At 63.7% G+C, this 18,740-nt stretch carries 16 protein-coding genes and 1 tRNA gene; 14 read left to right on the plus strand and 3 right to left on the minus strand.

Annotated elements, in window-relative coordinates:
* Positions 1–2 precede the first annotated feature (2 nt).
* The 14 genes from nuoI (at position 3) to pnp (ending at position 16,243) form a co-directional block, all read left to right on the plus strand.
* Positions 3–491: an NADH-quinone oxidoreductase subunit NuoI gene (gene nuoI / locus ACCQ13_RS08730; protein WP_014508211.1), complete on the plus strand. Its 489-nt coding sequence runs from the start codon at positions 3–5 to the stop codon at positions 489–491.
* 4 nt (positions 492–495) lie between these two features.
* Positions 496–1,158, plus strand: a complete 663-nt coding sequence (locus ACCQ13_RS08735; protein WP_208800645.1) for an NADH-quinone oxidoreductase subunit J — start codon at positions 496–498, stop codon at positions 1,156–1,158.
* Positions 1,155–1,460, plus strand: a complete 306-nt coding sequence (gene nuoK / locus ACCQ13_RS08740) for an NADH-quinone oxidoreductase subunit NuoK (RefSeq protein ID WP_005914274.1) — start codon at positions 1,155–1,157, stop codon at positions 1,458–1,460. The genes ACCQ13_RS08735 and nuoK overlap by 4 nt, the downstream gene beginning before the upstream one ends.
* Before the next feature lie 7 nt (positions 1,461–1,467).
* Positions 1,468–3,609: an NADH-quinone oxidoreductase subunit L gene (gene nuoL / locus ACCQ13_RS08745; RefSeq protein WP_159407019.1), complete on the plus strand. Its 2,142-nt coding sequence runs from the start codon at positions 1,468–1,470 to the stop codon at positions 3,607–3,609.
* A 20-nt stretch (positions 3,610–3,629) separates the two neighbouring features.
* Positions 3,630–5,132: an NADH-quinone oxidoreductase subunit M gene (locus ACCQ13_RS08750; RefSeq protein ID WP_104603639.1), complete on the plus strand. Its 1,503-nt coding sequence runs from the start codon at positions 3,630–3,632 to the stop codon at positions 5,130–5,132.
* A gap of 37 nt (positions 5,133–5,169) precedes the next feature.
* Positions 5,170–6,630, plus strand: coding sequence for an NADH-quinone oxidoreductase subunit NuoN (gene nuoN / locus ACCQ13_RS08755; RefSeq protein WP_159407020.1), 1,461 nt, complete (start codon positions 5,170–5,172; stop codon positions 6,628–6,630).
* 171 nt (positions 6,631–6,801) lie between these two features.
* Positions 6,802–6,878 (plus strand) — tRNA-Met (locus ACCQ13_RS08760).
* Between the two features lie 197 nt (positions 6,879–7,075).
* Positions 7,076–7,666: a ribosome maturation factor RimP gene (gene rimP, locus ACCQ13_RS08765; protein ID WP_104603640.1), complete on the plus strand. Its 591-nt coding sequence runs from the start codon at positions 7,076–7,078 to the stop codon at positions 7,664–7,666.
* Between the two features lie 4 nt (positions 7,667–7,670).
* The gene (gene nusA / locus ACCQ13_RS08770) at positions 7,671–9,182 is read left to right on the plus strand and encodes a transcription termination factor NusA (RefSeq protein ID WP_104603641.1); all 1,512 of its coding nucleotides are present in this window, start codon (positions 7,671–7,673) and stop codon (positions 9,180–9,182) included.
* 95 nt (positions 9,183–9,277) lie between these two features.
* Complete coding sequence (gene infB, locus ACCQ13_RS08775; RefSeq protein ID WP_167526874.1) at positions 9,278–11,989, plus strand: translation initiation factor IF-2; 2,712 nt, start codon at positions 9,278–9,280, stop codon at positions 11,987–11,989.
* Positions 11,990–12,133: 144 nt separating this feature from the next.
* Positions 12,134–12,535, plus strand: coding sequence for a 30S ribosome-binding factor RbfA (rbfA, locus tag ACCQ13_RS08780; RefSeq protein ID WP_104603643.1), 402 nt, complete (start codon positions 12,134–12,136; stop codon positions 12,533–12,535).
* Positions 12,536–12,614: 79 nt separating this feature from the next.
* Positions 12,615–13,541, plus strand: coding sequence for a tRNA pseudouridine(55) synthase TruB (truB, locus tag ACCQ13_RS08785; protein ID WP_104603644.1), 927 nt, complete (start codon positions 12,615–12,617; stop codon positions 13,539–13,541).
* Between the two features lie 157 nt (positions 13,542–13,698).
* Positions 13,699–13,959, plus strand: a complete 261-nt coding sequence (rpsO, locus tag ACCQ13_RS08790; RefSeq protein WP_005991399.1) for a 30S ribosomal protein S15 — start codon at positions 13,699–13,701, stop codon at positions 13,957–13,959.
* A 169-nt stretch (positions 13,960–14,128) separates the two neighbouring features.
* Positions 14,129–16,243: a polyribonucleotide nucleotidyltransferase gene (pnp, locus tag ACCQ13_RS08795; RefSeq protein ID WP_104603645.1), complete on the plus strand. Its 2,115-nt coding sequence runs from the start codon at positions 14,129–14,131 to the stop codon at positions 16,241–16,243.
* Positions 16,244–16,451: 208 nt separating this feature from the next.
* On the opposite strand, the gene ACCQ13_RS08800 is transcribed toward pnp, so the two are convergent.
* The 3 genes from ACCQ13_RS08800 to ACCQ13_RS08810 all read right to left on the minus strand — a co-directional run bounded on the left by ACCQ13_RS08800 (position 16,452) and on the right by ACCQ13_RS08810 (position 18,714).
* On the minus strand, positions 16,452–17,498 hold the full coding sequence (locus ACCQ13_RS08800) for a DUF2272 domain-containing protein (protein WP_159407021.1): 1,047 nt from the start codon (positions 17,496–17,498) through the stop codon (positions 16,452–16,454).
* Between the two features lie 65 nt (positions 17,499–17,563).
* A complete protein-coding gene (gene nadC, locus ACCQ13_RS08805; RefSeq protein WP_159407022.1) occupies positions 17,564–18,448 on the minus strand; it encodes a carboxylating nicotinate-nucleotide diphosphorylase in 885 nt (294 codons plus the stop codon).
* Positions 18,445–18,714, minus strand: coding sequence for a Trm112 family protein (locus tag ACCQ13_RS08810; RefSeq protein ID WP_159407023.1), 270 nt, complete (start codon positions 18,712–18,714; stop codon positions 18,445–18,447). Before ACCQ13_RS08810 ends, nadC begins: the two co-directional genes overlap by 4 nt.
* Positions 18,715–18,740 lie beyond the last annotated feature (26 nt).

Genomic DNA, 18,740 nt, shown 5'->3' on the forward strand with positions numbered 1-18,740 from the left:
TGATGAACAAGATCACCCATTACTTCAAGAGCCTGCTGCTGCTCGAACTGCTCGGCGGTTTGTGGCTGACGTTGAAATACACGTTCAAGCCCAAGTACACCGTGCTGTACCCGATGGAGAAGTTCCCGCAGTCGCCGCGTTTCCGTGGCTTGCACGCCCTGCGTCGCTATCCCAACGGCGAAGAGCGCTGCATCGCGTGCAAGCTGTGCGAAGCGGTCTGCCCGGCGCTGGCGATCACCATCGACTCGGCCAAGCGCGAAGACGGCACCCGCCGCACCACCCGCTACGACATCGACCTGTTCAAGTGCATCTTCTGCGGCTTCTGCGAAGAAAGCTGCCCGGTGGACTCGATCGTCGAGACGCACATCCTCGAGTATCACTTCGAGAAGCGTGGCGAGAACATTGTCAACAAGCCGCAGCTGCTGGCGATCGGAGACCGGCTGGAAGCCGAGATCGCCGAGCGTCGCGCTGCCGATGCCGCCTTCCGTTGAGGTCATGATGGACTGGGTCTCTATTGCTTTCTACGCCTTCTCCGCCATCGCGGTCGTTTCCGCCGGCGCGGTGATCAGCGTGCGCAATCCGGTGTACGCCGTGTTGTGCCTGATCCTCACCTTCTTCTCGATGGCCTGCATCTGGCTGCTGGTCGGTGCCGAGTTTCTCGGCGTCACGCTGGTGCTGGTCTATGTCGGTGCGGTGATGGTGTTGTTCCTGTTCGTGGTGATGATGCTCGACATCGACACCAGCCGCCTGCGCGAGGGCTGGGTCAGGTACATGCCGGTCGGTGTCATCGTCGCCGTGGCGATGCTGGTGCAGATGGTCACCCTGATCGGCGTCAAGGCGCGTAGCGCCACGCCATTTCCGGCCGACAACGCCGCAGCGCAGGCGGCTGACGTGTCCAATCTGACCTGGCTTGCCAAGAGCCTGTACACCGAGTTCCTGCTGCCGTTCGAGTTTGCGGCAGTGATCCTCACCGTGGCGGTGGTGGCGGCGGTGATGCTGACCCTGCGCAAGCGCACCGGCATCAAGATGCAGAATGCGTCCGAGCAGTCGCGGGTCAAGGCTGGCGATCGTCTGCGCATGGTCAAAATGGCGGTTGAAAAGCCGGTACAGGTCGCACCGCAGCCGGATGCGATCGACGGACAGGAGGCAAAGTCGTGATTACCTTGGGCCACCTGCTGGGACTGGGCGCGGTGCTGTTCTGCATCTCCCTGGCCGGCATCTTCCTCAATCGCAAGAACGTCATCGTGTTGCTGATGTCGATCGAGTTGATGCTGCTGTCTGTCAACGTCAACTTCATTGCGTTTTCGCGCGAGCTCGGCGACACCGCCGGTCAGTTGTTCGTGTTCTTCATCCTGACCGTTGCCGCCGCGGAGGCCGCCATCGGTCTTGCGATCCTGGTGACTCTGTTCCGTACGCGCCGCACGATCAATGTGGCCGAAGTCGACACGTTGAAGGGCTGACCCGTAGATGGAAATCACTCTCTCCAAGAGTCTGCTGATCGCAGTGGTGCTCGCACCGCTGGTCGGCAGCATCATCGCCGGCCTGTTCGGTCGTCAGGTGGGGCGCAAGGGCGCACAGTACGTCACCATCCTCGGCGTGGCGGTCAGCTGCGCGCTGTCGTGCCTGACGCTGTACCAACTGGTGGAGCAGGGCGCCAGCCCGTTCAACCAGAACCTGTACACCTTCTTCGACGTCGGCAACTACTCGGCGCATGTCGGTTTCATGGTCGATCGCCTGACCGCGATGATGATGGTGGTGGTGACCTTCGTGTCGCTGCTGGTGCACATCTACACCATCGGCTACATGGAAGAAGACCCGGGCTACCAGCGCTTCTTCAGCTACATCTCGTTGTTCACCTTCTCCATGCTCACGCTGGTGATGAGCAACAACTTCCTGCAGCTGTTCTTCGGCTGGGAAGCGGTGGGCCTGGTGTCCTACCTGTTGATCGGTTTCTGGTTCAAACGCCCGACGGCGGTGTTCGCCAACATGAAGGCGTTCCTGGTCAACCGTGTCGGTGACTTCGGTTTCATTCTCGGCATTGCCGGTGTGCTGCTGTGGTTCGGTTCGCTGGATTACTCCACCGTGTTCGCCAATGCGACCACCATGGCAGGCGCCAAGGTGCAGCTGTTCGCCGGCCACGAATGGAGCGTGATGACGCTGATCTGCATCTGCCTGTTCATCGGTGCGATGGGCAAGTCGGCGCAGGTGCCGTTGCACGTGTGGCTGCCGGACTCGATGGAAGGCCCGACCCCGATCTCGGCGCTGATCCACGCCGCGACCATGGTCACCGCCGGTATCTTCATGGTGGCGCGCATGTCGCCGCTGTTCGAACTGTCGCAGACCGCGCTGAACTTCATTTTGTTCATCGGTGCGACCACGGCCTTCTTCACCGGCCTGATCGGCATCGTGCAGAACGACATCAAGCGCGTGGTGGCGTATTCGACGCTGTCGCAGCTGGGCTATATGACAGTGGCGCTGGGCGTGTCGGCCTATTCGGCGGCGGTGTTCCACCTGATGACGCATGCCTTCTTCAAGGCGCTGCTGTTCCTGGCGGCCGGCTCGGTCATCATCGGCATGCACCACGAGCAGGACATGCGCAAGATGGGTGGCCTGCGCAAGTACATGAAGGTGACCTACTGGACCAGTGTGATTGGTACCCTGGCCCTGGTCGGTACACCGTTCTTCTCCGGCTTCTATTCGAAGGACACCATCATCGAGGCGGCCGCGCATCACGCCCACGAGTCGCATAGTTGGGTTGCGACCTATGGTTATTGGGCAGTGCTCGGTGGCGTGCTGGTGACCAGCTTCTACAGCTTCCGCCTGCTGTTCCTCACCTTTCACGGCAAGGAACGCTTCCGTGATGCCCATGCGCATGATGCGCATGCCCACCACGACAGCGCGCATGCCGATGCACATGGCAGCCATGCGCATGACGATCACACGCATGACGATCACGGCCACGGCCACCACGGTGCGCATGAGCCGCACGAGTCCAAGTGGGTGGTGACGTTGCCATTGATCCTGCTGGCGATTCCATCGGTGGCGATCGGCTTCTTCACCATCGGCCCGATGCTGTTCGGTACCGATTGGCAGGGTCACCATGCAGCGCACGCGCTCAAGGGGCAGGCAGTGTCGTTCTTCACCGGCATCGTGGATTTCTACGATCCGGCGCGCGACACCGTCGGCGCACTGGCCGAAGAATTCCACGGCCCGGTCGCGTTCGCGCTGCATGGCATGCAGGCGGCGCCGTTCTTCCTGACCGTCGCCGGTCTGTTGCTTGCCGCGCTGTTCTACCTGTGGAAGCCGGAACTGGCCACCAAGTCACGCAAGGCGTTCGCGCCGGTCGTATGGCTGCTGGAAAACAAGTACGGCTTTGACAAGCTCTGGATCAATGGCTTCGCCGGTGGCGGCGTGGTTCTTGGCAAGGCGTCCCGTGCAGTCGATACCCATGTGGTCGACGGCGTGGTCGTCAATGGTTCTGCCCGACTGATCGACCTGGCTGCAACTCTGCTGCGTCGCACGCAATCCGGTTTCCTCTATCACTACGCCTTCGCAATGATCATCGGTTTGATCGCCTTGTTGGCGGTACTGATGCATTTCTGGCGTTGACCTGTACGGAATAAGAAAACGTGTCGAACTGGCCTTTACTGTCTATCTTGATCTGGCTGCCGATTATCGGTGGCGCCCTGATCCTTGCGTTGCGCAACGCCGAGACCGCCCGCTGGGCGTCCCTCGCGGTGGCGGTGGCGACCTTCGTGCTGAGTCTGCCGCTGCTGGGCTATGACACCGCCAATGACGCGATGCAGTTCATCGAACTGCATGCCTGGATCCCGTCCTACGACATCGGCTACAACCTGGGCGTGGACGGTATTGCGGTCGCGTTGATCGTGCTGACCACGCTGGTGACGGTGCTGGCGCTGATCGGCGCGTGGCGCTCGATCGACAAGCGCGTCAACCAGTACGTGGCGGCCTTCCTGATCCTGGAGGGTGTCACCGTCGGCATCTTTGCTGCCACCGACGCAATGCTGTTCTACGTGTTCTTCGAAGCGATGCTGATCCCGATGTTTCTCATCATCGGCGTCTGGGGCGGCCCGCGACGCATCTACGCGGCGATGAAGTTCTTCCTGTACACCTTCCTCGGCTCGGTGCTGATGCTGGTGGGCCTGGTCTACCTGTATCTGAAGGGCGGCAGCTTCCAGCTCGCCGACCTGTACGCACTGCAGCTGACCGCCAAGGAGCAGACCTGGATCTTCTTCGCCTTCCTGATCGCCTTCGCCGTCAAGGTGCCGATGTTCCCGGTGCACACCTGGCTGCCAGACGCGCACGTGGAAGCGCCAACCGCCGGTTCGGTGATCCTGGCCGCGATCGCGCTGAAGATTGGCGGTTACGGTTTCCTGCGCTTCAACCTGCCGATCGTGCCGGACGCCAGTCATGAATTCGCTTGGTTGGTCATCACGCTCTCGCTGATCGCGGTGATTTATGTCGGCCTGGTGGCGCTGGTGCAGGACGACATGAAGAAGTTGGTGGCGTATTCGTCCATCGCGCACATGGGATTCGTCACCCTGGGTACCTTCATCGCCTTCACCCTGGTGCGCGAGTACGGCAGTACCGACGCTGCCCGCCTGGGCCTGCAGGGCGCGATGGTGCAGATGATCTCGCACGGTTTTGTGTCCGGCGCGATGTTCTCCTGCATTGGCGTGCTGTACGACCGCATGCATACCCGTCGCATCGCCGACTACGGCGGCGTGGTCAACGTGATGCCATGGTTCGCCACCTTCGCGATGCTGTTCTTCATGGCCAATGCCGGCTTGCCGGGGACCAGCGGTTTCGTTGGCGAGTTCATGGTGATCCTGGCCAGCTTCCAGAAACATCCGCTGATTGCGCTGGCTGCCGCCACCACGCTGGTCATCACCGCCGCCTACACACTGTGGCTCTACAAGCGCGTGTTCTTCGGCGAAGTGGCCAATGCGCATGTGGCCGAGCTGAAGGACATCAATGGCCGAGAAGCCTTCGTGCTGGGGGTGTTCGCTGCCGGCGTGCTGGCCCTGGGCCTGTATCCGAAGCCGCTGACCGATCTGATGGAACCGTCGATCGCCAAGCTGGCGACCCAGATTGCAACGACCAAGCTCTGAACCGCTTGCCGTCCGTATTGATTTCCAGGATTTGATGATGACCACGCCAACGCTCGCGCCGTTGACCACCGCTGACCTGGCTCCGCTTGTACCGGAGCTGGTGCTGATCGGCGGCGCCTTTGCCCTGCTGATGCTCGACCTGTTCGTGAGCCAGCGGAACAAGGTCTGGACCCACCTGTTTTCCGTCGCCGTCCTGGCTGTGGTGTTCCTGCTGCTGGCCACCGGCACAGGCGGGCAGGGGGAGATCTTCAGTGGCATGTTCGTACGCGATACCGCTGCCGACGTGATGAAGACCGTGATCGTGCTGGTCAGCGGCCTGAGCCTGGTGTACGGCTGGACTTACCTGCGCGAACGCAATCTCTATCAGGGCGAGATCCCCGTGTTGGTGTTGTTCGCCACCGCCGGCATGATGCTGCTCGCCTCGGCTGGCAGCCTGCTGATGGTGTATCTGGGTCTTGAATTGCTGGCGTTGTGTTCGTATGCGCTGGTCGCCTCCAATCGCGACAACGGCCTGGCCGCCGAAGCGGCGATGAAGTATTTCGTGCTGGGTTCACTGGCCTCGGGCTTGTTGTTGTACGGCATGTCGCTGGTCTACGGCGCCACTGGCACCTTGAGCCTGGCCGGCATCCATGACGCCATCGAAGGCTCGGGCGAACGCACGCTGTTGCTGACCGGCACCATTTTCATGATTGCTGGCGTGGCCTTCAAGCTGGGCGCCGCGCCGTTCCATATGTGGCTGCCCGACGTCTACCAGGGCGCGCCGGCTCCGATCGCGCTGTTTATCAGTTCCGCGCCCAAGTTGGCCGCCTTCGGCATGGCTTACCGCCTGCTGGAAGTGGGCATGGGCCCGTTGTCGCCGCAGTGGCATCTGCTGATCGGCGGTCTGTCGGCAGCCTCGCTGGTGATCGGCAATCTGATGGCGATCGCGCAAAGCAACCTCAAACGCATGCTGGCCTACTCGACGGTTTCCCACATCGGCTTCCTGCTGATGGGCGTGGCCGGCGGCGGGGAAGAGGGCTATTCGGCCGCGATGTTCTATGCGGTGAGCTACACCATCATGTCCACCGCCGCGTTCGGCGCCATCATTGCGCTGTCGCGCAATGGTTTCGAGGCCGAGAACATGGACGATTTCAAGGGCCTCAACGCGCGTAACCCGTGGATGGCCGGGCTGGTGCTGTGCATCATGGCGTCGCTGGCAGGCATCCCGCCGTTCCTCGGCTTCTGGACCAAGTTGGCCGTGCTCGGCGCAGCGGTGAAGGGCGACATGCTGTGGCTGGCGCTGGTGGGCGTGATCTGTGCGGTGATCGGTGCGTACTATTACCTGCGCGTCATCAAGGTCATGTACTTCGATGAGCCGGTGGGCCAACCACTGCCGGCCAACAACGATCGCGTGCTCGGCACCGTGCTCGGTGTCAACGCGCTTGCCTTGCTGGCCCTTGGCCTGGCCTGGAACCCGATCATGGTGTGGTGCCAGCGCGCGTTCGCCGGGCTGGCTTGAGGCCAGGCGTTATGCGAGGCATCGCATTGAAATAGCGCTGTGATAGGTGTTTCGTTTTTGTTGCATTGCGGTTATCATTTGCCGCGACGTTGAACAGCCACCACGGTGTTCAACAGATGAAAAACTAGGGCTTGCAATTGCCGCTCAAGTTCTTCATAATTCCGCTTCTGCTGCGGGGTGGAGCAGTCTGGCAGCTCGTCGGGCTCATAACCCGAAGGTCGCAGGTTCAAATCCTGCCCCCGCTACCAAGTTTCGAATTGTTGCGTTATTGCAATGATTCAACTTCTTGGATCGTAAGGACGCATGTTCCCGTCCTTGCGCCGACCCTGAGAGGTCGGGCTTTTTTCACGAAAGGGGCCCATCGGGCCCCTTGTTTTTTCCGGAACCGGAAAGTTTGCTGCCGGTTGCCGGGGTTTTACTGGCAATCATCTGATCAGGGCAGTCTGTGAGCGAAAAAGCGACCGAAATCGCGAATCTGCTGAGTCCAACGGTTGAATCCCTGGGCCTGGAGCTGCTGGGCGTGGAATATCTTCCCGCGCCAGGCGGCGCGACCTTGCGTCTGTACATCGATGTACCGCTGGTCGAACAGCCCGAGCGTGTCATCAACGTCGATGACTGCGAGCGCGTCAGCCGCGAAGTGTCTGCCCAGCTCGACGTGGAAGACCCCATCAGCGGCAACTACACGCTCGAAGTGTCATCGCCGGGTGTTGATCGTCCCTTGTTCACCCTTGAGCAGTTCGCGCGCCATGCCGGCGAGTCGGCCAAGATCGTGTTGAAGCTGGCGCAGGACAGTCGGCGCCGCTTCCAGGGCCAGATCGTGCGGATCGAATCCGAGGCAAACGCGGTGGTGTTCGCCATCGACGGCAAGGACGTGCAGGTCGGCTTCGACAATATCGACAAGGCGCGCATCGTGCCCGATTGGGTCGCGTTGGGTCTGGCGCCGCAAAAACCGAATAAGCCCGGCCCGAAAAAACCCGGGCACGACAAGAAGAAACCATCCAACGAGTCGGCGGCTGGCAAGCCGCGCGCGGAGTGACGAAATGAGCAAGGAACTTTTGCTGGTAGTGGATGCGGTGGCCAACGAGAAAGGCGTTCCGCGCGAAGTGATCTTCGATGCGATCGAGGCCGCGCTGGCTTCCGCAGCGAAGAAGCGCTATCCCGACCAGGACGTGCTGACGCGCGTGACCATCGATCACAAGGACGGCAACTACGAGACCTTCCGCCGCTGGGAAGTGGTGGCCGACGACGTGGTGATGGAGTCGCCGGATCGCCAGGTGCGCCTGATGGATGCCATCGACGAAGCCGACGGCGTGGATGTGGGCGACTACATCGAAGAACAGATCGAGAACCCGGATTTCGGCCGTATCGCCGCCCAGGCTGCCAAGCAGGTGATCGTGCAGCGTGTGCGCGAAGCCGAGCGCCAGCAGGTGGTCGATGCATGGAAGGACCGCGTGGGCGAGTTGATCACCGGTGTGGTCAAGCGCGCCGAGCGCGGCAACATCTTTGTCGATCTGGGCGGCAATGCCGAGGCCTTCATTCCCAAGGACAAGGGCATTCCGCGCGACGTGTTGCGTCCCGGCGACCGCGTGCGCGGCTACCTGGCCGAAGTGCGCTCGGAGCCGCGTGGCCCGCAGCTGTTCATCAGCCGCGCCGCGCCGGAATTCATGATCGAGCTGTTCAAGCTGGAAGTGCCGGAAGTCGGCCAGGGCCTGGTCGAGATCAAGGCCTGCGCACGCGATCCGGGCGACCGCGCCAAGATCGCGGTGATTGCGCACGATACCCGCACCGATCCCATCGGCGCCTGCATCGGCATGCGCGGTTCGCGCGTGCAGGCGGTCTCCAACGAGCTCAATGGCGAGCGCGTGGACATCGTGCTGTGGAACGAGAATCCGGCCAACTTCGTCATCAACGCGATGGCGCCGGCCGAAGTGCAGTCGATCATCGTCGACGAAGAAAAGCATGCGATGGACCTGGCCGTGGCCGAAGACCGCCTGGCCCAGGCGATCGGCAAGGGCGGCCAGAACGTGCGCCTGGCCAGCCGCCTGACCGGCTGGCAGCTCAACGTGATGACCGCCGACCAGGTGGCCGCCAAGTCCGAGGCTGAACAGGCATCGGCGCGCCAGCTGTTCATGGACCGCCTGGAAGTGGACGAGGAAATCGCCGCGATCCTGGTGTCCGAAGGCTTCAATACCGTGGAAGAAATCGCCTACGTGCCGGTTGGCGAGTTGCTGGCGGTGGAAGGCTTCGACGAAGACATCGTCGAAGAACTGCGTGCCCGTGCCCGCGATGCGCTGCTCAACGCCGCGCTGGCCGAGGAAGAAGGCCTGGAAGGAACTCAGCCCACCGAGGACCTGCTGGCGCTGGAGGGGATGGACGAGGAGACGGCCTTTGCGCTGGCCGAGCACGGCGTGCGTACCAGCGAGGACTTGTCCGACCTGGCCGCGGACGAGATCGTCGACTTCGGCATCGAGGGCATGACCCAGGAGCGCGCCGCGGCGCTGATCCTGGCGGCCCGCGCCGAGGAGATCGCCCGTTTGGAGCGCGGCGAATGAGCCGGCAATGAACCGCGCCCTGACCCCATCAGGGCTTAGAATCAGCGTTTCCCTTGCTCTGGGCGAGGGGGCGCCAACCAGATCATAGGATCCGAATGTCGCAGCAAACCACCATCCGCAAGCTTGCCGAACTGGTCAACACGCCGGTCGATAAACTGCTGGTTCAACTGGCCGAGGCCGGGATGAAGTTCAGCGGTCCCGACCAGGTCGTGACCAGCACCGAGAAGATGAAACTGCTTGGCTTCCTGCGTCGCACGCATGGCAAGGCCGACTCGCCTGCCGATGCGGCGAGCGAAGCGGCCAAGAAGATCACGCTCAACCGGCGCAAGCTGCAGGAAGTGACGGTCAACGCCGGCGGCACCAAGACCACGGTCAACGTGGAAGTGCGGCAGAAGCGTACCTACGTGAAGTCCGAGAACGAAGGCAGCGGCCGCGCCGCGCCGATGACGCCGGACGAAGAGCGGGCCGACATCCTGGCCAAGCTCGCCGCCTCGCGTCAGCGCAATCTCGACGAGCAGCAGGCATTGGCCGAAAGCGACCGCGTGCGCGACGAAGCAATCCAGCGCAAGCGCGACGAAGAACAGGCCGCCAAGGATCGCGCAGAAGCCGAGCGCAAGGCTGCCGAGGAAGCCGCTGCGGCTGCCAGCGCGCCGGCCCCGGTCGCCGCTGCGCCAACGCCGTCTGCGGCCCCTGCCGCGCGTGCGCCCTCCTCGCCGTCGTCGGCCCCGCGTCCGGCACGCCCGGCAGGTGCGTCGCCCGCATCGCGTCCGGCCACGCCGGCGCGCCCGGACGATCGCAACAACGCGGCCAAGCACAAGACGCGCGGTTCGCACGTCATGGTGGCCGGCGTCGAGGACGACGATGCGACCAAGCGCTTTGCAGGTCAGTTGCATCTGTCTGCGGCCGATCGTGCGCGTCGTTCCAACGTGCGTGGCAAGCCGACCGGTCGTCCGGGTTCGTCGTCGTCGCGTCGCGGCAATGACGGTGGCCGTGGTGGTAACCAGGGCAATAGCGGTCCGCACGGGTTCGAGCGTCCCACCGCACCGGTGGTGCGTGAAGTGGCGATCGGCGAGACCATCACCGTGGCCGACCTGGCGCAGAAGCTCGCGCTCAAGGGCGGCGACGTGGTCAAGGCGCTGTTCAAGATGGGCGTCATGGCGACCATCACCCAGAGCATCGATCACGACACCGCGGCACTGGTGACCGAAGAACTCGGCCACAAGGCCGTTCGCGCCGACAATGCCGACTTCGAGGACGCGCTGCTGGCGCATGCCGAAGACGCGCAGGGCGATGCCGCGCCGCGTCCGCCGGTGGTGACCATCATGGGCCACGTCGATCACGGCAAAACGTCGCTGCTGGACTACATTCGTCGTACCAAGATCGCTTCCGGCGAGGCGGGTGGCATCACCCAGCACATCGGTGCTTACCACGTCGAAACCGACCGTGGCGTCATCAGTTTCCTGGATACGCCCGGCCATGCCGCATTTACCTCGATGCGCGCACGCGGTGCCAAGATCACCGACATCGTGGTACTGGTGGTTGCGGCCGACGATGGCGTCATGCCGCAGACCAAGGAAGCGGTGGCGCATGCCAAGGCAGCGGGTGTTCCGTTGATCGTTGCGGTGAACAAGATCGACAAGGCCGGCGCCGACCCGTTGCGGGTCAAGAACGAACTGCTGGCCGAAGACGTGGTGGCCGAAGACTTCGGTGGCGATACCCAGTTCATCGAGGTGTCGGCCAAGGTCGGGACCGGCGTGGACACGCTGCTGGACGCGATCTCGCTGCAGGCCGAAGTGCTGGAACTCAAGGCGGTGGCCGACGGCCGCGCCAGCGGTACCGTCATCGAGTCCTCGCTGGACAAGGGCCGCGGCCCGGTTGCCACGGTGCTGGTGCAGCAGGGCGCGTTGAAGCGTGGCGATTACCTGGTGTGCGGCATCCAGTACGGCCGCGTGCGTGCGTTGTTCGACGAAACCGGCCATCAGCCGGCCTCGGCGGGCCCGTCGATCCCGGTGCAGGTGCTGGGCCTGTCCGGCGTGCCGGAAGCCGGTGACGACTTCGTCGTGGTTGACGACGAGCGCCTGGCCAAGGACGTGGCGCAGCAGCGCGAGACCAAGCGCCGCGAGTCGCGTCTGGTCGCCTCGGCCACCAACCGCATGGAAGACATCCTGGCCCAGATGGGCAAGGGCGAAGGCCAGCAGGTATTGAACCTGGTCATCAAGGCCGACGTGCAGGGTTCGGTGGAAGCGCTCAAGCAGTCGCTGGTGGCCTTGTCCAACGACGACATCCGCATCAACGTGATCCACTCCGGCGTAGGCGGCATCACTGAGTCCGATGCCAATTCGGCCGCGGCCTCCAAGGCCACGGTGATCGGCTTCAACGTGCGTGCGGATGCGTCGGCACGCAAGATCGTCGAGTCCAACGGCATCGACCTGCGCTACTTCTCGATCATCTATGACGTGATCGACCAGGTGAAGCAGGTGGCCTCCGGTCTGCTCGGGGTGGAAATCCGCGAAGAGATCATCGGTATCGCGCAGGTGCGCGATGTGTTCCGCAGCTCCAAGTTCGGTGCGGTTGCAGGCTGCATGATCATCGAAGGCGTGGTGAAGCGCAGCAAGCCGATCCGCGTGCTGCGCGACAGCGTGGTGGTGTTCGAGGGCGAGCTGGAATCGCTGCGCCGTTTCAAGGAAAACGTCGAGGAAGTGCGCAACGGGACCGAGTGCGGTATCGGCGTGAAGGCCTACAACGACGTCAAGGCCGGCGACCAGATCGAGTGCTTCGAGCGTATCGAGGTTGCCCGTACGCTGTAATGGAAATCGGGGCCTGCGGGCCCCGATTTACCGCGCTGGCGCATGGCGTCACGCACGTTCTGCAAGGCGAGGGCGGCATGGCCGCCCGCGTTCGTTTTTGGCTTCGGTGCCATCTGGCCCTCCGAATCAACCAGGTCCACGACCATGCCAACCAAATCATTCCATCGCACCGACCGCGTTTCCGCGCAGGTGCGTCGCGACCTCGGCACGATCGTGCACGCGGCGGTGCGCGACCACGGCCTGCCGTCGGTCAGTGTGTCCGACGTTGAAATCAGCCGCGACCTGGCCCATGCCAAGGTGTTCGTCACTGCGTTGCAGCAGGAGCGCTCGGCCGAAGCGGTCAAGGGGCTGAAGGAAATCGCCGGGCAGCTGCGCACGCAACTGGCGCGCGCGATGAAGCTGCGTCACGTGCCCGAGCTGCATTTCCACTACGACGACTCGGTCGATCGCGGCGAGCGCATCGACAACCTGCTGCGTGACCTGGACGACGTCGGCCCCGCTGCCGCGTCCAGCGACGCCGACGCCGACGCCGCCGAGCCGCGCTGAGCGCGGCGTCACACGGGCCGCCCACGCCGCGGTCGTGATCTTCGCAGGCACGTCATGCCCTGATTCGAGCATCGATCCTTTGAAATCCCGCATCGTCTATCGCCCGCTGCACGGCATCCTGTTGCTGGACAAGCCGGCCGGGCTCAGTTCCAACAATGCCTTGCAGGCCGCGCGCCGCCTGCTGCGGGCAGAGAAGGGCGGCCACACCGGCAGCCTGGATCCGCTGGCCACCGGCTTGCTGCCGTTGTGCCTGGGCGAGGCCACCAAGATCGCCGGGCTGCTGTTGGGTGCGGCCAAGGCCTACGACGCCGAAGTGGTGCTGGGCGTGACTACCGATACCGACGATGCAGATGGCGAGGTCTTGCGCGAGCGTGCAGTGCCGGCGCTGAGCGAAGACGCGTTGCGTGCGGCCTTGGCTCCATTTATCGGGCGCATCCAGCAGCAGGCTCCCATTTACTCCGCGCTCAAGCAGGGTGGTGAGCCGCTGTATGCCAAGGCACGCCGGGGCGAGATGATCGAGGCCCCGGTGCGCGAGGTCGAGGTGCATGCGATCGAGTTGATCGGCTACCAGGCGCCGCGTCTTCAGCTGCGCGTGACCTGCGGCTCCGGCACCTATATCCGCAGCCTGGCCCGTGATCTGGGCGAAGTGCTCGGCTGCGGCGCGCATATCGCCTCGCTGCGCCGGCTCTGGGTGGAGCCGTTCCGGTCGCCACAGATGATGACCCTTGAAGCGTTGAGTGCGGCATTGGAATCGGGGGCGCGGGCGGAAGATCTGCTGCTGCCGATCCAGGCCGGTTTGGCCGATTTTGCGCAGATCACCTTGGACCAGGCCCATGCGACCCGGTTCCGGATGGGCCAGCGCCTGCGTGATGACGCCTTTCCTGCGGGCCAGGTCGCCGTGTTCGGCCCGGACGGAACGCCTTCGGGACTAGGCCTGGTGGACGAACAGGGCCGGTTGTCGCCGCAGCGGCTCTTCAACGGGCTGAACGATAATCCCGGTTGTTAAGGTTTAGTCAACTTGTCCCTGCGGCCGCACGACGTTACACTTTCGCGGCCCCGAATCGGGGCACCTCTGCGCCACGCGCGCTCATCCCAAGCAAACGGCGAGTCCGGCGGTGCGTCATGCACGTTCCTGTCGACCACGCATCTATCGAGAACACATCATGTCTGTCGACACCCAGAAAGTTATTGAAGACAACAAGCGCAGCGCCCAGGACACCGGTTCGCCGGAAGTGCAGGTCGCGCTGCTCACCGCACGTATCGAGCTGCTGACCGGTCACTTCAAGACCCACAAGAAGGATCACCACAGCCGTCGTGGCCTGCTGCAGATGGTCAACCGTCGCCGCAGCCTGCTCGATTATCTGAAGAAGAAGGACAACGATCGTTACAAGTCGTTGATCGAGAAGCTCGGCCTGCGCCGCTGATCGAGTCCTACCGCCGCGGCGCAGCGATGCGCCGCGGTTTTGTTTTGGTCTTTCGCAACAATGTCATCGCAGCAGTTACGTACATGGGCCGGAGCCTCCCGGCCGCCCGTTCTCGGCATGGGTCGACGACGGTCCAACGCAGACAGTTACACCTAAGGAAAAAACCTCCGTGGCAAAAATCACCAAAACCTTCCAGTACGGCAAGCACACCGTCACCCTGGAGACGGGCGAAGTCGCTCGCCAGGCGAGCGGTGCCGTCATCGTCAAGATGGACGACACCGTACTGCTGGTCACCGCCGTCGCCGCAAAAACCGCGCGCGAAGGGCAGGACTTCTTTCCCCTGACGGTCGATTACCAGGAGAAGTTCTATGCCGGCGGCCGCATCCCGGGCGGCTTCTTCAAGCGCGAAGGACGTGCGACCGAGAAGGAGACGTTGATCTCGCGCCTGATCGACCGTCCGATCCGTCCGCTGTTCCCGGAGGACTACAAGAACGAAGTGCAGATCATCGCCACCGTGATGTCGATGAACCCGGACATCGATGGCGACATCGCCGCGCTGATCGGCGCATCGGCTGCGCTGTCGCTGGCCGGTACCCCCTTCAACGGCCCGATCGGCGCCGCCAAGGTGGGCTACAAGAACGGTGAGTACATCCTCAACCCGACCATCACCGACCTGAAGGATTCGCAGCTGGAGCTGGTGGTCGCCGGTACCGCCAATGCGGTGCTGATGGTGGAATCCGAAGCGGCGCTGCTGTCGGAAGAAGTGATGCTGGGCGCGGTCACCTTTGGTCATCGCGAACTGCAGAAGGTCATCAACGCGATCAACGAACTGACCGTCGAAGCCGGCACCAAGCCCAGCACCTGGGTGGCCCCGGCCAAGAACACTGCGCTGATCAACGCGCTGAAGGAAGCGGTCGGCACCCAGCTGGCCGGCGCCTTCCAGGTGCGCGACAAGCTGCAGCGCCGTGACGCCATTTCTGCCATCAAGAAAAACGTGTTGGAGTCGTTGGCCGGCCGTGTGGCCTCCGAAGGCTGGAATTCCGCTGAGCTGTCGAAGGAATTCGGCGAGCTTGAATACCACACCATGCGCGACTCGGTGCTGGACACTAAGGTGCGTATCGACGGCCGTGCACTGGACACCGTGCGCCCGATTGCGGTGCAGGCCGGCGTGCTGCCGCGTACCCACGGCTCGGCGCTGTTCACCCGCGGCGAGACGCAGGCGATCGTGGTCACCACGCTGGGCACTGCCCGCGACGGCCAGGTGATCGACGCGGTCAGCGGCGAGTACAAGGAAAACTTCCTGTTCCATTACAACTTCCCTCCGTATTCGGTGGGCGAGTGCGGTCGCTTCGGTGCGCCGAAACGTCGCGAAATCGGTCACGGCCGCCTGGCCAAGCGCGGCGTGCTGGCGGTGATGCCGAGCCTGGAAGAATTCCCGTACACCATCCGCGTGGTCTCGGAAATCACCGAGTCCAACGGTTCGTCGTCGATGGCCTCGGTGTGCGGCTCCTCGCTGGCACTGATGGACGCCGGCGTGCCGGTCAAGGCACCGGTGGCAGGAATCGCCATGGGCCTGGTGAAGGAAGACGACCGCTTCGTGGTGCTGTCGGACATCCTGGGTGACGAAGATCACCTGGGCGACATGGACTTCAAGGTGGCCGGTACTGCCGAAGGCGTGTCCGCGCTGCAGATGGACATCAAGATCGAAGGCATCACCGAAGAGATCATGAAACAGGCATTGCAGCAGGCCAAGGCCGGCCGTCTGCACATCCTGGGCGAGATGTCCAAGGCGCTGACCACCCCGCGTCAGGAGCTGAGCGACTACGCGCCGCGTCTGCTGACCATCAAGATCCACCCGGACAAGATCCGCGAAGTGATCGGCAAGGGCGGCTCGACCATTCAGGCCATCACCAAGGAAACCGGTACGCAGATCGACATCCAGGACGATGGCACGATCATCATCGCCTCGGTCAACGCCATCGCTGCGCAGGCGGCCAAGTCGCGCATCGAGCAGATCACCTCGGACGTGGAGCCGGGCCGCATCTATGAAGGCAAGGTCGCCAAGATCATGGACTTCGGTGCGTTCGTGACCATCCTGCCGGGCAAGGACGGCCTGGTGCACGTCTCGCAGATTTCCAGCGAGCGCGTGGAGCGGGTCGGCGACAAGCTGAAGGAAGGCGATCTGGTCCGCGTCAAGGTGCTGGAAGTGGACAAGCAGGGTCGTATCCGTCTGTCGATCAAGGCAGTGGAAGAGGGCGAAGGCGTGCAGGCCTCGGCCGAGTAATCGCTGCAGGTCGATGCATCACAAGAAAGCGGGCTTCGGCCCGCTTTCTTGTTGTGTGCTCGATTCCTTCTCCCATCGGGAGAAGGTGCCCCGTAGGGGCGGATGAGGGTACGGACGAAGCCAGGTGCAGTTGGAACGGAGCAAAGGCCTCGTGCCCCGTACCCTCACCCCACCCCCCTCCCGGCGGGAGGGGGCTTTGGATCCTTGCTCACTCAGGCTGTTGCGTCGGCACAGGCTGCGTTTCCGGGCGCGGCGGTACGACGCGAGGGAAGCCGGGCGGCATCGTTTGTTGCGCAGGCACGGTGCCGGGTGCCGGCAGCGGCGCCGTCGGTGCCACCACTGCGGCATCAGGACGCAGCTTCAACAATGCAGCCCAATCGCGAAGATTGAAATCGCACAGCTCTTCGTGCGCGGGCGTGCATTCGCTGGCGATGCCGAGGCCGTCTTCGCCCTGATCCTGGCTGTTGTTGGATTGTGGCGTGGGCAAGACCACGCGGCCGGCCCGGTCCAGCGGCATCTTGCGCATCATCACCGTGTTGAAGACATTGCCGCCGATCAGGTACAGCGTGCGGTCGCCGCCGACGTTGGCGGCCACCACCACATCGCAATGCGACTGCCAAGGCATCGGCGCACTGCCGCCAAGTGCGGATTTCAAGCCGGCGTAGCCGAGTGCCACGCTGCGCCCGCGCAGCAGGCATAGCATGTCGCCGGGAGCGGGTTTTTCCACCGCCGGGTCGGTGAACTGGTAGGGGCCGGTGGCGCCGTCGTCGTAGGCACTACGGATGTAGTCCAGATGGCGCGCCGAGCGATGGAAGCCGCTCAGCCCGGCTTGCGTCATCACCCAGGAAATGAAGGCGGCCGACCAGGGATTGTCCACCAGGAACGCGCGGCAATCGCTGGCTGTGTAACGCGTGCCATCCAGTGCGGCGCAACTGGATGCTCCCGGCTGGCCGTTCATCGAAGCGAGCGTGCCGCTCTCGCGCCAGTAGCTGGCCACGCGCTGCCAGGCCACCAAGCCGTGGTCGGCAAGATAACCGGATTCCGCTTCAGTCACGCCCAGGTTGGCCAGGCGGCCCTTGGTGTCGATGAAGGGGCGTTGCCACAGGCGATGCTCGTTGCAGGCGCTGCGCACGATGGCGATGGCGGCCGGGCTGGTGCCGAAGCGTGGCGGAACGTCGCACACTTCCGCCGCAGCGGCGCTGCCCCCCAATCCTGCAAGCAGCACACAGATCCACGGCCAAGGTCTTGCAGTCATCGAACGTCCCGCACGAAATCTCAATGGCTGCAGGCTGCCAGAGCGGCCTGCGTGCAGGCGTGAAATCAGCGCGGTGGTGGTCCGAGCTTGAGCGATAGATCCACCGCTTGAACGTGCTTGGTCAGCCCGCCGATGGAGATGCAGTCCACGCCGTCCTCGGCAATGGCGCGGATGCCGGCCAGGTCCACGCTGCCGGAGACTTCAAGTGGGATGCGTTGCGCGCACGGCAACGCGGCGACGATACGCACCGCCTCGCGACGCATGGCCGGATCGAAGTCATCGATGAGGATGCGGGTGCAGCCCACCTGCAAGGCTTCGCGCAGTTGCTCCAGCGTTTCCACCTCCACCACCAGCGGCAGCTGCGGCTGCTGCGTGCGTGCGGCACGCACCGCCGCGCTCAGCGAGCCGGCGGCGCGGATGTGGTTTTCCTTCAGCATCACCGTATCGAACAAGCCGATGCGGTGATTGTCGCCACCACCACAGCGCACCGCGTATTTCTGCGCCGTGCGCAAGCCGGGTAGCGTCTTGCGCGTGTCCAGGATGCGCGCGCCGGTGCCGGCCACGGCGGCGACATAGGCCGCCGTGGTGGTGGCAGTGGCCGAGAGCGTCTGCAGGAAATTCAGCGACGTGCGCTCGGCACTGACCAGGCTGCGGCTGCGACCCTGCAGCAGGGCCAGCACGGTGCCGGCGCTGACGCGCTGGCCTTCATGGACGTGCCAGTCGATGCGCACCTGCGGATCGAGCGCGCGATGGGTGGCGTCGAACCAGGGCCGGCCGGCGATCACCGCGTCCTGCTTGCATAGCAGGTAGGCGCTGTCGGCCTGGTCGGGCAAGAGCGCGGCAGTGACGTCGCCGCTGCCGATATCCTCGGCCAGCGCGCGCGCCACGTCCGCCTCGACCAGCTCCACAGGCGGCGCCTCCGGCAGGCTGGTGCGCACGGGCGAAGTCACTTCTCGGGGAAGTCGGCAATCTGCGCGGTGGCGATGGCTTCTTCGGCCAGCAGCACCGGAATGCCGTCATCGACGCGGAAGATCTGCTTGCGGTCGCGGGTAATCAACGCTTCGCGCAGTGGTTGCGCCTGCACGCTGCCATCGGCGCGCTGCAGGGTTCCGCCGGCGATGGCGGTGTTGAGTGCTTCCAGGCCCTTGCCATCCAGCAGCGCCAGTGGCTGGCGGGTATCGGGCGAGCACAGCAGGTCGAGCAGTTTGCGATCCATCGAAGTCTTGTCTTGCGTGGAGATTG

Source organism: Xanthomonas sp. NCPPB 1638 (assembly GCF_041475635.2).
Taxonomy (GTDB): domain Bacteria; phylum Pseudomonadota; class Gammaproteobacteria; order Xanthomonadales; family Xanthomonadaceae; genus Xanthomonas; species Xanthomonas cucurbitae.

What these genes read in the sequence shown, in the direction of transcription:
- nuoI (WP_014508211.1), top strand. Translation starts at nt 3, where the DNA reads ATGAACAAGATCACCCATTACTTCAAGAGCCTGCTGCTGCTCGAACTG.
- ACCQ13_RS08735 (WP_208800645.1), top strand. Translation starts at nt 496, where the DNA reads ATGATGGACTGGGTCTCTATTGCTTTCTACGCCTTCTCCGCCATCGCG.
- nuoL (WP_159407019.1), top strand. Translation starts at nt 1,468, where the DNA reads ATGGAAATCACTCTCTCCAAGAGTCTGCTGATCGCAGTGGTGCTCGCA.
- nuoN (WP_159407020.1), top strand. Translation starts at nt 5,170, where the DNA reads ATGACCACGCCAACGCTCGCGCCGTTGACCACCGCTGACCTGGCTCCG.
- nusA (WP_104603641.1), top strand. Translation starts at nt 7,671, where the DNA reads ATGAGCAAGGAACTTTTGCTGGTAGTGGATGCGGTGGCCAACGAGAAA.
- infB (WP_167526874.1), top strand. Translation starts at nt 9,278, where the DNA reads ATGTCGCAGCAAACCACCATCCGCAAGCTTGCCGAACTGGTCAACACG.
- rbfA (WP_104603643.1), top strand. Translation starts at nt 12,134, where the DNA reads ATGCCAACCAAATCATTCCATCGCACCGACCGCGTTTCCGCGCAGGTG.
- rpsO (WP_005991399.1), top strand. Translation starts at nt 13,699, where the DNA reads ATGTCTGTCGACACCCAGAAAGTTATTGAAGACAACAAGCGCAGCGCC.
- ACCQ13_RS08800 (WP_159407021.1), bottom strand. Translation starts at nt 17,498, where the DNA reads ATGACTGCAAGACCTTGGCCGTGGATCTGTGTGCTGCTTGCAGGATTG.
- ACCQ13_RS08810 (WP_159407023.1), bottom strand. Translation starts at nt 18,714, where the DNA reads ATGGATCGCAAACTGCTCGACCTGCTGTGCTCGCCCGATACCCGCCAG.